Below are 13,423 nucleotides of genomic sequence, written 5' to 3'. Positions count from 1 at the left end.
CCCTCAGGCCTTGCATTGCTTACCAACCGAAGCCGGCACCGACGCCGACCGAGCTGTCATCGCTGCTGAACGCACCGCCGACAGTGACCGTGGCGCGCTCGCTGAGGGCGCGCTGGTAGCCCAGCGACAACGCCGACTCGCCGCTCTGGAAGCCGACGCCGACGCCGACGCGGTTCTGCGTGCGGATGCCCGCGGCACTGGTGGCCATGTTGAGCATGGCCGCGTTCATCGCCCCCTGGCGGTCGATGCGACGATCCTGGTGACGCAGGCGTTCGTCGATCTCGCCCTTGTAGATGTCGAAGCTGTCGGCCATCGCGTTGTAGCGCTGGTCGGTGTAGCTGTTGGCGGTGGCGATGCCACCGTCCAGCTGGCCCTTGTTGACCGCGTCGGTGGCGGCACTGCCGGCCGCCACGTTGGTGACCTGGCGTTCGGCACCCACCGCACCCACCGAAACCGTATCGGCGCGGTCGGCAACCGAGCCCTGGCCCAGCGCGACCGAGTTGGCGGCCGTGGCGCTGGCCCCCTGCCCGATCGCGGTGGCCGACGCCCCGCTGGCCACGGCACCGTCGCCCATCGCCACCGAGGTGACCGGTGCCACCGCCGCGACAGGCTGCGGGGCACCGACACTGGCAGCCGTCGGCGTGCCCTGCACGACCGGCGCATCGGCACTGGCTACGCGGGCCGTGTCGGTGCTGGCCGCGGTGGTCGCAGCCGTATCGGCGGCGTCGGGTGCGGCGGCCACGCTGGCGGTGGACACCGACGCGGTACGCGCGCGTGCCGCGCTGTTGCTGCCACCTGCCACACGCTGGTCGAGGTCGCTGACCTTGGCATCCAGCGCGCCGAGCGCATCGCCCACGTTGTTGTACGTGCTGCCCTGGATCACATAGTTCGGCGCGACGAACACCCCCTGCATGCCGACGCTGGCGCCGCCGCCGAGGAAGCTGGCGGTGTCGGTCAACGCCTGGAACAACTGGCCGCCGTTGACGGCCTGGCGGCTGCCGCTGGCGATTGAACCGGTGGCGACGTTGTCCAGCGTGGTGCCGTCCAGTCCGGACAGGGTGATCTTGTCGCGGGTGCTGTCGTCGTAGCTCAGCGCATTGGCGGTCACGTTCTCGACCGAGCCGATACGGTCGTCGATGTCACCAACCCGGGTTTCCACGGCGCCCACGCGCTGGTTGGTGGTGTTGAGCTGGCCACCGGTGACCGCGTCGGTGCTGTTGGCGGCGATGCGACCGGCCGCGACATTGACGATGCGGCGGGTAGCCGGCGAATCGGTGCCGTTGCCGCCGCCGACCGAGACCACGTTGGCTTCCACCGCACGCGAGCCCGCGCCCAGTGCCACCGAATTGGCCCCGGACGCGCCGGCGCTGGACCCGATGGCGATGCCGTTGGCGCCGTTGCTGACGAAGGCGCCGTTGCCGACGGCCACGCCGTTGGTGGCGTTGGTCGAGGCCAAGCGGCCGAGCACCGTGCTGTTGTCACCGCGTGCGGAAGCATCGGCGCCCACGGCGGTCGCACCTGTCGCCGAGGCGGTCGCAGCGGTGCCCAGCGCACTGCTGCGGTTGCCGCTGGCGGTTGCGCCGGAACCGGCTGCCAGTGCGTCGCTGCCGCTGGCGGTGGCCAGGCCGCTGCCGCTGGCCTGGAAGCGCTGGCCCACCGCATCGGCGGTCGCGACCACACTGTCCAGCTGCGCCTTGTTGACCGCGTCGGTGGCATTCACGGCCGCACCGACGTTGGTGATGCGGCGCGTGGCAGGACCGGTGGTGCCATTGCCGCCACCGACCGAGACCACGTCGGCCTCGGTCGCGCGCGAGCCTGCGCCCAGCGCCACGCTGCCGGTGCCGCTGGCCCAGGCGCTCTTGCCCAGTGCGGTGGCGTTGATGCCGCTGTAGGCGTAGCTGTCCTGGCCGATCGCGGTGGAGCCGGCCGAGGTGGCCCACGCCAGCTGACCCACGGCGGTGGTCTGTGCGGCCGTGGCCCAGGCACTGGCGCCGCCGGCGAAGCTGTTGGCGCCGCTGGCCTGCGCGCTGTTGCCGATGGCAATGCCATACGCGCCCGAGGCGGTGCTGCCCCAACCGAAGGCAGAGGCGTAATCGCCACTGGCCTCTGCGCCGTAGCCGAGTGCGGTGGTGCGCACGCCGCTGGCGGCACTGAACGCACCCACGGCGGTGCTGTAATCGCTGCCGGCTTCGGCGCTGTAGCCGAACGCCGACGACTGCAGCCCGGCCGAGGTCGCACCGGCACCGCTGGCAGTGCTGAATACACCGGTGGCCTGTGCACCGGCACCCAGCGCGGTGGCACCGGTACCGCTGGCGCTGGTGGCCTTGTCGAGCAGCACGTTGCCGTTGACATCTTCGTAGTACAGCGAACCACCGATGGCGGTGGCCGAATCAGCCGTGGCCGACGCGTTGTAACCCGACGCCGAGGCGTAGCGGCCCGACGCCAGCGAACCGCTGCCGTAGGCCGACGCGCCGGTGCCGAAGGCGTTGGAGGCTTCGCCCGCCGCAGTGGCGTAGGCGCCATCGACGTAGCTGCCCACGTCATCGCCGTTGCCGCTGCCGGAGGCCTTGAAGTAGCGGTTGGTTTCCTCGGCGGTATCGGCGACCGCACTGAGCTGGTCAAGGTTGACCGCGTCGGTGCCTTCAGTACCCGCTGCCACGTTGGTGACCTGCCGCTGCGAGGTGGCGGTACCGACCGAGACGCTGTTGTCGCGGTCCGCGCTGGAACCCGCACCCAGGGCGACGCTGTTCACGCCGGTGGCCGTGGCGCTTTCGCCCAACGCGGTGGCGCTGGCCGCATCGGCCCACGAATTCCAGCCGATCGCCGTGGTGTAATCATCGGTTGCCCAGGCGCCGGCGCCGAACGCGGAGGCGCCGGTACCCGAGGCGCGCGCCGGAATGAAGCCGAAGAAGGTGCTGCCGCCGACGGCGACGCTTTCATCGCCGGTGGCTTCACTGAACTCACCCACGGCCACTGCGCTGGCACCGGAGGCGGTCGCCGCTGCGCCGACGGCGGTCGCGTAAGCATTGGAAGCCACCGCGCCGTAACCCAGCGCCGAAGACAACTCGCCGGTTGCTTCGCTGTACCCACCGAATGCCGACGCCCCTGCTTCGGAGGCGGTGGAGCGGAAGCCGCTCGCGGTGGCCTGCTGGCCCGACGCAATGGCTTCGCTGCCGTTGGCGGTGCTGTATGCACCGGAGGCCTGTGCACCGGCACCGGTGGCGCTGGCGCCGATCTCGCTGGCTGCGGCGCCCGTGCCGACCGCCACACTGTTTTCGCCGGTGGCCTGGGCCTCGCTGCCCAGCGCCGCCGCCCCTTCGCCGGCAGCCAGCGCGTTGAAGCCGATGGCGGTGGCGTTGTTGGCCAGTGCGTTGGCACCACTGCCGAGCGCGCTGGCACCATCGCCGATCGCGTTGGACGCCTCACCGGCCGCCAGTGCGTTGTCGCCTTCCACGTACGCGCCGGCATCGCTGTCATCGCTGCCGCTGGCCTGGAAGTACCTGCTGGTGGTTTCAGCCACCGCGGCCACTTCCTTCAGCTGTGCCACGTTCACCGCGTCGGTGTTTTCGGTACCGGCACCCACGTTGGTGATCTGGCGGTCAATGGCGTCGTGCACCACGCCCGCCGCATCGGTCCAGGCTTCCGCCGCGCCGACCGACACCGTGTTGGCACGGTTGGCCAGCGTGCCGGCACCGAGCGCGACACTGTTTTCGGCATCCTTGGTGGTCCAGGTGTTGCTGCCCACCACGGTGGCGTTCAGCGCCTGCGCGTAGCTGTTGTAGCCGACCACGGTGGCGCCGTCTTCGGTGGCCCATGCCTCACTGCCGATGGCCGTGGTCTGGATGCCCTGGCTGGCGCTGTTGGCATCCGCGCCGGCCAACGCGTTGAAGCCTACCGCCACGCCGTTCTGCGCGGTGGCGGCATTGTTGCCCAGCGCCACGCCGTACTCGCCGGCATTGGCCTGCACGCCGAACGCGGCACCGGCTACGTTGGCGCGGGTGCCCTGGCCGACCGCGGTGGCCACTTCGTCCGCGTAGCTGTAGGTACCCAGTGCGGTGCCGAAGAACCCTGCCGTGGCACCCGCACCGAAGGCACTGGCGGCCCAGCCATCGGCCGTGGCGAAGTTGCCGATGGCCGTGGTTTCGCGACCCAGCGCCCAGGCGCCGTAGCCTACGGCGGTAGAGGCAAGGCCACTGGCCTCGGATCCCGCACCCACCGCGACGGCACCCAGGCCCTGCGACAGCGCGCCGCCGCCGATGGCGACCGACGCGTTGCCACTGGCCGCGCTGAGATCGCCCACCGCGATGGCGCCTGCGCCGGTGCTGGCCGCATTGCTGCCCACGGCCACCGCGTTGTCGGCCGTGGCCGTGGCGTTGAAGCCAACCGCCGTCGCCTCGTTGGCGACCACCGTGCTGCCGGCACCCAGCGCCGTGGCGCCGTTGCCGATCGCATTGCTGGCTTCACCGGCCGCCAGCGCATCATCGCCATCGACGAACGCGCCGGCGTCGCTGGCATCGCTGCCGCTGGCCTGGAAGTACTTGCTGGTGGTGGCGGCCGTATCGGCCACCGCGTTGAGCTGGTCCACGTTCACCGCATCGGTGCCTTCGGTACCAGCGGCGACGTTGGTGACCTGGCGCTCGCTGCCGGCACTACCAACCGACACGCTGTCGTCGCGGTCGGCAATCGAGTCCGCACCCAGCGCTACGCTGTTGATGCCTTCGGACGTAGCGGCGTTCCCCAGTGCGGTGCTGTTCAACCCCGGCGACCACGCCCCTCCGCCGACGGCGGTGGAGTAGTTGCCGGAGGCTTCGGTCGGCAGCAGGCCGAACAGGGCGCCACCGATGGCAACGCTGTTCGTGCCGCTGGCCAGGCTGCCCTGGCCGGTGGCGGTGCTGTAGGCGCCGGAGGCTTCGGCGTCACCGCCGAGCGCGACGCTGTTGGAGCCTGTGGCCTGGGCGAAGCTGCCCAGCGCGGTGGCGTTGAACGCGGTGGCGGCCGCATAGCCACCGATCGCAGTGGTGTAACCGGCGGTGGCTTCCGAGGCGAAACCGTAGCCGGCCGACAGGGTACCGCTGACCACGCTCTCGGCGCCGACCGCCGTCGCGCCCGAGCCGCTGGCGGTGCTGTAGTAGCCCAGCGACACCGATTCTTCACCGGCCGCTTCGGACAGCGCACCACCGGCCAGGCTGCCCGCGCCCGACGCGATGCTGGCTGCGCCGGTCGCGGTGCTCTGCTCGCCCGAGGCCAGGCTTTCGGCACCGCTGGCGGTGGCGTACTCGGCGGTGGCCTGCGCATTGGCACCTGCCGCCGTGGCGTTGCCCGCGCTGGCCAGCGCGTTGAGGCCGACCGCGGTTGCGCCATCGGCCAGGGCGAACGCACCGCTGCCCACTGCCGAGGCACCCGTACCGCTGGCGAAGCTGCTTGAACCCACCGCCGTGGCGTAGTCGCCATCGGTGGCGGCATTCGAACCCGCCGCCACGCTTTCTTCGCCGCCCGCCACGGCCACGCCGTCACCGGTTGCCTGGAACGTGTCCGTGGCTGCGGTCAGCTGATCGACATTCACCGCATCGGTGCCTTCGGTACCGGCGGCGACCTGGGTGATCTGGCGCTGCTGGTCGTCATTGCCGACCGACACGGTGTAAGCCCGGTCGGCGCGCGCGCCGGCGCCCAGCGCCACTGCATTGGCGGCACTGGCGTTGCTGCCCGCACCGATGCCGATCGCACTCTCGCCGCCGGCGACCACATTGGTGCCGATGGCGATGGTGTTGATGCTGTCGGCCAGTGCCTGATACCCCACGGCCACGCTGTTGTCGCCGTAGCCGAATGCACCGCGACCGAGCGCGGTGGCACTGCTGCCGCGCGCCCAGCTGTTGTAACCGATGGAGGTGGCTCCTGCACCGTCGGCCCAGGCCGCGTAACCCACCGCAGTGGCGTTGGCCTCGGTGGCCCAGGCGCTGGCACCGAAGGCGGTAGCGCTCTCGGCGGTGGCCCACGCATACGCACCGGTCGCCGTGCTTTCCACGCCGCTGGCGAACGCGTTGTCGCCCTGTGCCATGCTGTAGTCGCCGGTGGCGCGCGACTTGTAGCCCTGCGCCAGGCTGTTGTCGCCGGTAGCCTGTGCGCCGCTGCCGAAAGCGTTGCTCTGCGCGCCGGTAGCTTGTGCACCGACACCGACCGCGACGGCGTCCGCTGCGGCCGTAGTACCCACCGTCACCGCATTGCCGTCGCTGTCCACGATCGGCTGGTTGTACTGGTCGTACGCTTGGCCAAGACCGCCGATGGCGACGCCGCCAGTGCCGGTGGCGGCCACATTGCGACCGACCGCCACGCTGTCATCGCCAAGCGCGGATGCGCCATTGCCCACCGCCGTGGCACCGGCGCCGAACGCATTGCTGGCTTCGCCGGCGGCCAGCGCGCCGTCGCCGTCGGCGAAGGCACCCACATCGCTGTCCTGCGAAGGATTGGCCTTGAAACGCTTGGCGGTTTCATCGGCCGTTGCGGCCACGCCGTCGAGCTGGGCCTTGTTCACCGCATCGGTGTCTTCGGTACCGGCGGCGACGTGGGTGACCTGGCGTTCGTTGCCGACATCGCCGACCGAGACCGTGTTGTCGCGCACGGCCGTGGAGTTGGCCCCCAGCGCCACGCTGTTGGCGCCACGTGCAGTGCTGTAGAAGCCAACTGCCGTGCTCAGCTCGCCGCTGGCCCAGCTTTCCGCGCCGAGCGCGGAAGCGCCCTCGCCCGGTGCATACGCGAAGTAGCCTACGGCGGTGGCTTCGGTGCCGGAGGCTTCGCTGAGCGTGCCGTTGGCCACGGCGTAGTCGCCACTGGCGATCGCGCCGGCGCCTACTGCGGTGGCGGCTTCACCGCTGGCCTGGGTATCGACGAAGAAGCCCAGCCCGGGAATCAGGTCGACCGGACCGCCGATGGCGGTGCTGCTGGTACCGCTGGCCGCGCTCTGCGTGCCGACCGCGGTGGCGTAATCGCCTGTTGCATTGGCCACCGCGCCGAACGCCGACGACTGCGCACCGGCTGCATACGCGCCGACGCCATAGGAGGACGCCGCGAAGCCCGCCGCTTCCGCACTGGCGCCGACTGCGGTACCGCCCACGCCGGCGCTGGTGGCACCGGTATCGACCGGTACCCCGCCATTGGTGATCAGCGGGTTGCCGTCTTCGTCCACGGCTGCACCGCCAACCGCGACGCTGCCCGGGCCGCTGGCCTGCGCGTTGGTGCCGAACGCGGCGCTGTTCTGGCCGCTGGCCAAGGCGTTGTAGCCGACCGCCGTGGCATTCTGCGCCACCGACGTTGCACCACTGCCGAGCGCGGTGGCGCCGTTGCCGAGCGCGTTGCTGGCTTCGCCAATCGCCGTGGCGTTGTCGCCATCGGCAAACGCACCGGCGTCGCTGTCAGCGCCGCCGGTGGCCTGGAAGTACTTTGCCGTGGTCGAGGCCACGTCCCCCACTTCATCCAGCTGGGTCTTGTTCACCGCGTCGTTGGCTTCGGTGCCGGCGGCAACATGGGTGATCTGCCGTTGCAGGCCGTTGTTGTTGCCGACCGAGACGGTGTCCACGCGATCTGCGTAGGAGCCGGCGCCCAGCGCCACGCTGCCGACCGCAACCGCTGCGGAGTTGGAACCGAGTGCCGCACTGAAATCGGCCACGGCAGTGCTGAAGGCACCCACCGCAATGGACGCTTCACCGCCGCTGCCAGCGCCACGGCCGAGCGAGGTGCTGCCCGCGCCGATGGCCAGCGCGCCGCCGCCAATGGCAGTGGCACCGTCCGCACTGGCCTCTGCCAGACCCCCAATCGCGGTCGCGGCGCCGTTCTCGCTGGCGGCGAATGCGGACGCACCAAGTGCGACATCGCCCAGGCCGAACGCCATGGCGTTCTGACCGACCGCGACGGTGGCGTCACCGATGGCCAGGCTGCCCTGGCCGAATGCGCTGCCACCCAGGCCTGCCGCAACCGCATCGCTGCCGACCGCCGTGGTGGCATTGGCCAGCGCCTGGCTGTTGTGGCCGAGTGCAGTAGCGCCATCACCGTCGGCGGTGGCATCGGCACCGGCCGCAAGCGCGCCGTCACCGTCGATGCTGGCCGCATCGCTGTCGTTGCCTTCACCATCGGCCTTGAAATAGCGGGTCGCGCCTGCAGCGGTGGCAGCGACCGTATCCAGCTGGGCCTTGTTCACCGCGTCGGTAGCGGCAGTGCCAGCAGCAACGTTGGTGACCTGGCGCTCCTTGCCGGCATCGCCGACCGAGACCGTGTTGGCGCGCGCGGCCCGCGAGCCGGCGCCAAGCGCCACGCTGTTGGCCGCCGAGGCGGTGCTGTTGCTGCCGATGGCCACCGCGTTCGCGCCCGATGCGGTCGCGTTGCCGTCCACCACGCAGCTGTCAATCACACTGCTGTTGAGCACCACGCAGTTGGCGTTGCCGCCCACTTCCACCGACTGCGCATGCGCGTGGGATATCGCTCCCGCCATGCCCAACCCCAACGTCAACGCAATGGCGGCCGACAATGTCGATGCGCTGCGCGCGCCAGCGGATCGTCGCTGATCGATGACCACGCCCGGGGTCTGGCTGCTGGCCAATTCGGAGGCAACGACCATCTGCCCCAGTGCTTTGTTCCAGACCTTGCGATAAATCCGATTCATCGATGCGACTCCTGGTTGGCTGGTTTTGGGCAAAGCGACGCCAACGCCAGGCCGCGTGGCCCAACGTCCCCTGGGGGCGTTTTCCGCTTGATTTACTGCGTAGTGCGGGATGGCGCGCTATCGGCGCGATCAACGAACAGAGAACTCGCCATCCTTGCGGTTACTTCCGAACTGAACACTTCCCAACTGAGAACTCAGTGTTAACGCAGGGTTTTCATAACGTCAAGACTTTGACAGTAGAAATTGTTCTAACGCGAGAAGCGTCACACATTCGGCCATTCATGCGGTCAATTTGTTAGATGCATGTGAGCATCTTTCATCACGCGTGAAACGCGACGTAACTCATTGCCACGTATTGAATCGCGCGTTCTGGACACCTGCATTTTTCACGTGACTTTCACCGACGGGGGATGCGTGAGCCGCATTTCCATACGCCTGCGTCGCGAAAAGCGCGCGCGTGCGCGATGGCGCGCTGCGACATCGGCAACGTGTGATGTGAAGACGGAATTGCGCGAACGCGGCGGTGTTGTGCGGGCCGGCCAACCGCCGGCGCTACCGCTTCGGGAAGTGTGCGGAGGCGGCACGCCTGGCGTGCCGCCGTGCAGGGCGATGCCTTAGTTGCACCACACCCGTGCGTTGCGGAACATGTGCAGCCACGGCGAGTCGCCGTTCCAGTCCGCCGGGCGCCAGCTCAGGTTCACTGCGCGCGGGGTGCGCTCCGGGTGCGGCATCATGATGGTCACGCGGCCATCGGTGGTGGTCAGGCCGGTGATGCCGTCGGGCGAGCCGTTCGGGTTGAGCGGGTACTGGGTGGCCACGTTGCCGTCGCCATCGACATAACGCAACGACACCCGGGCCGCGGCCTGGTCCACTGCGCTGGCGAACACCGCCTGGCCTTCCCCGTGCGCCACCGCCACCGGCAGGCGCGAACCGGCCATGCCACGCAGCAGGATGGAGGGCGACTCCACGATCTCCAGCAACGCGGTGCGGGCTTCGAACTGCTCGCTGCGGTTGCGGCGGAACTGCGGCCAGTGTTCGGCACCGGGGATGATGTCCTTGAGCTGGCTCATCATCTGGCAGCCGTTGCACACGCCCAGCGCGAAGCTGTCCTGGCGCGCGAAGAACGCGGCGAACGCATCGCGCAGCGCGCTGCGCTCCAGCACCGACGTCGCCCAGCCGCGACCGGCACCGAGCACGTCGCCGTAGCTGAAGCCACCGCAGGCAGCCAGGCCGGTGAAATCGGCCAGGTCCACGCGGCCGGCGATCAGGTCGCTCATGTGCACGTCCACCGAGGTGAAGCCGGCGCGTTCGAAGATGTTCGCCATCTCGATCTGGCCGTTGACGCCCTGCTCGCGCAGCACCGCCACGCGCGGGCGCGCGCCGGTGTTGATGAACGGCATCGCCACGTCTTCGTTGAGGTCGAAGCTGAGCTTCGGCTTCAGGCCCGGCGCGGTGAAGCTGCGCGCGATGGCGCGCTCCTGGTCGGCGTTCTCGGGGTTGTCGCGCAGCTTCTGCATCGCATGGGTGACAGACCACCAGGCATCGAACAGCGCTTCCCAGCGCCACTCGACCAGGCTCTCGCCCTGCAACGACACCCGCACCACCGGTGCGGTGGTCGGGCGGGCGATGCGCTGGGCGCACTCGGTCAGCGCGTGGCGCTCGACCAGGTCGGCGAACGCCGCGCGGTCTTCGCGGGCAATCTGCACCACCGCACCCAGCTCTTCGTTGAACAGGCTGCGGAACGGGTCATCGCCCCAGGCATCCAGGGTGATGTCCAGGCCCTGGCGCGAGGCGAACGCCATTTCGCACAGCGCGGCGAACGCGCCGCCGTCGCTGCGGTCGTGGTAGGCCAGCAGCAGGCCGGCCTGGCGCGCGTCGCGGATCAGGTCGAAGAACCCACGCAGGCGCTGCGGGTCGTCCAGGTCGGGCACGGCACCGGCGAACGCCGGCAGCGCGCTGTGGTCGGCATGCACCTGGGCCAGGATCGACCCGCCCAGCCGCTGCTTGCCGGCGCCCAGGCCGATCAGCCACAGCTCGCTGTCGGTTTCGCGGTCCAGTAGCGGGGTCAGCTGGGTGGACGCATCGGCCACCGGCGCGAACGCGGTGATCACCAGCGACACCGGCGACACCGACTTGTGCGCCGCGCCGGCGTCGTGCCATTGCGCCTGCATGGACAGCGAGTCCTTGCCGACCGGAATGCTCAGGTCCAGCTGCGGGCACAGCTCCATGCCCACCGCGCGCACCGCGTCGTACAGCAGCGCGTCTTCGCCGTTGTGGCCGGCCGCGGCCATCCAGTTCGCCGAGAGCTTGACCGTTTCCAGCGCATCCACCGGGGCCGCGCACAGGTTGGTGATCGCTTCGCCCACCGCCATGCGCGCCGAGGCAGCGGCATCGAGCAGGGCCAGCGGCGTGCGCTCGCCGATCGACATCGCTTCTCCGGCCAGCGTATCGAAGCCGGCCAAGGTGATGGCGACGTCGGCCAGCGGCAGCTGCCACGGACCAATCATCTGCTCGCGTGCGGTCAGCCCGCCCACGCTGCGGTCGCCGATGGTAACCAGGAAGTTCTTGGACGCCACCGACGGGTGCGCGAGCACGCGCAGGCCGGCATCGTGCAGGTCCAGGCCACCGGTCTTCAGCGCCGGCCAGCGCGGGGCCGCCGGGTGTGCGGTGTCGCGGTGCATCTTCGGCGGCTTGCCAAACAGCACGTCCATCGGCAGGTCGATCGGGGCATCGGCAGGAATATTGCCCACCGTTGCACCGTAGGCGACAACAAGATGTTCCTCGGCCGTGGCCACGCCCACCGCGGCGAACGGGCAGCGCTCGCGCGCGCACAGCGCGGCGAACTCGGCCAGGCGCTCCTGCGGGACGCCGAGCACGTAACGCTCCTGCGATTCGTTGCACCACAGCTGCATCGGCGACAGCGACGGGTCATCGGTGGGCACCTTGCCCAGGTCGATCACCCCGCCCACGCCCGAGTCGTGCAGCAGTTCCGGAATCGCGTTGGACAGGCCACCGGCGCCGACGTCATGGAACCAGCGGATCGGGTTGTCCAGGCCCAGCGCGACGCAGCGGTCGATCACTTCCTGGCACCGGCGCTCCATTTCCGGGTTGTCGCGCTGCACGCTGGCGAAATCCAGGTCCTCGGCGCTTTCGCCCGAGGCCACCGAGCTGGCCGCACCGCCGCCCAGGCCGATCAGCATGGCCGGGCCGCCGAGCACGATCACCGCATCGCCCGGCTGCAGCTTCAGCTTCTCGACCTGGACCTGGTCGATCGCGCCGAGGCCACCGGCCAGCATGATCGGCTTGTCGTAGGCGCGGGTCAGGCCTTCGCCTTCGGGCAGCTCGAAGCTGCGGAAGTAGCCGAGCAGGTTGGGGCGGCCAAATTCGTTGTTGAAGGCGGCGCCGCCGAGCGGGCCCTCCAGCATGATGTCCAGCGCCGGGGCCATGCGCGGGTTCAGCGCGCGCGGCGCTTCCCACGGCTGCGGCAGGGTCGGGATGCGCAGGTGCGAGACCGAGAAACCGGTCAGGCCCGCCTTGGGCTTGCCGCCGCGGCCGGTGGCGCCCTCATCGCGGATCTCGCCGCCGGCACCGGTGGAGGCGCCCGGGAACGGCGCGATGGCGGTCGGGTGGTTGTGGGTTTCCACCTTGATGCAGAACGCCGAATCAACCACGGCCTCGCTGCGGTATTCGCCCGTGGCTGGATCGGGGCGATAACGCGCCGCCGGGAACCCCGCCACCACTGCCGCGTTGTCGCTGTACGCGCTGAGCGTGTGCTGCGGGGTCTGCTGGTGGGTGTTCTTGATCATGCGGAACAGCGAGTGGGCCTGGTCGGCGCCATCGATGGTCCAGCTGGCATTGAAGATCTTGTGCCGGCAGTGCTCCGAATTGGCCTGCGCGAACATCATCAGTTCCACGTCCGACGGCTTGCGGCCCAGTTCGCCGAAGCGCTGGCGCAGGTAGTCGATCTCGTCCTGGGCCATGGCCAGGCCAAGGCGGCGATTGGCCGCTTCCAGATCTTCCAGCGCCACCCGCTCCAGCTCGCCACGGGCCGGCGCGGTGAACAGCGCCTGGGCCTGGGCGGCATCGTCGAGCACGGACTGGGTCATCGGGTCGTGCAGCGCGCGAACCACCGCCTCGCGGGCAGCAGCATCGGCCGGCCAGCCGGCCAGGTCGATGCGCAGGCCACGTTCCACGCGGCGGATCGGCTGCCCGGCACCACGCACCAGTTCGGTGGCCTTGCTCGACCACGGCGACAGCGTGCCCAGGCGCGGCACCACGAAGCGGGAGGTTGCCCCTGCTTCCTGCGGCGCCAGCGCGGGCTGGGCCTCCAGGATCCGGCTCAGGATCGCCGGGTCCGGGGCTGCATCGCCCTCGGTCTGGATGAAGTAGACGTGCCAGGCACCGGTAATGCACAGGTCGGCGGCCAGGGACTGCAGGCGGGATTCAAGACGTTCGCGGCGGAACGGCGAAAGGGCGGATGCGCCCTCGAGGACCATCATGTCCGGGGAACCGTGGTTGGAGACGGGGCCCACTATTGTACCGGTCCGTGCCGGCCGGTGGTCGCTCCCGGGGTCGGTTCCGGCCTGCCCGCCGCCGGTCCGGACGAAAGCACCGGCACCCCGAACCTTGCGCTGGCGCACGGATTGCCCCCGCAAACCATGACAACGTTGCCACCACCCACCCGGCACATCGCCTGGCGGGACCCGTGTCCGCCCCCTCTGCTGTTGCCGGCCTCTCTCACCGGCCCCGGACCTGCTGCAACGCTGGCCGACA

At 70.0% G+C, this 13,423-nt stretch carries 2 protein-coding genes; both read right to left on the bottom strand.

Annotated features, from left to right (window positions below; genetic code table 11):
- Positions 1-19 precede the first annotated feature (19 nt).
- Positions 20-8,650: an ESPR-type extended signal peptide-containing protein gene (locus J7J08_RS11100; RefSeq protein ID WP_214905246.1), complete on the bottom strand. Its 8,631-nt coding sequence runs from the start codon at positions 8,648-8,650 to the stop codon at positions 20-22.
- Between the two features lie 614 nt (positions 8,651-9,264).
- Complete coding sequence (gene purL, locus J7J08_RS11095; RefSeq protein ID WP_214905242.1) at positions 9,265-13,149, bottom strand: phosphoribosylformylglycinamidine synthase; 3,885 nt, start codon at positions 13,147-13,149, stop codon at positions 9,265-9,267.
- Between the last annotated feature and the right edge of the window lie 274 nt (positions 13,150-13,423).

It is taken from the genome of Stenotrophomonas sp. ISL-67 (assembly GCF_018612915.1).
GTDB lineage: Bacteria > Pseudomonadota > Gammaproteobacteria > Xanthomonadales > Xanthomonadaceae > Stenotrophomonas.
The sequence above is the reverse complement of the archived record's forward strand: the minus strand, read 5'-3'. Positions and strand labels throughout refer to the sequence as shown.

Coding starts and splice junctions, on each gene's coding strand:
- J7J08_RS11100 (WP_214905246.1), bottom strand. CDS start 8,650: ATGAATCGGATTTATCGCAAGGTCTGGAACAAAGCACTGGGGCAGATG.
- purL (WP_214905242.1), bottom strand. CDS start 13,149: ATGATGGTCCTCGAGGGCGCATCCGCCCTTTCGCCGTTCCGCCGCGAA.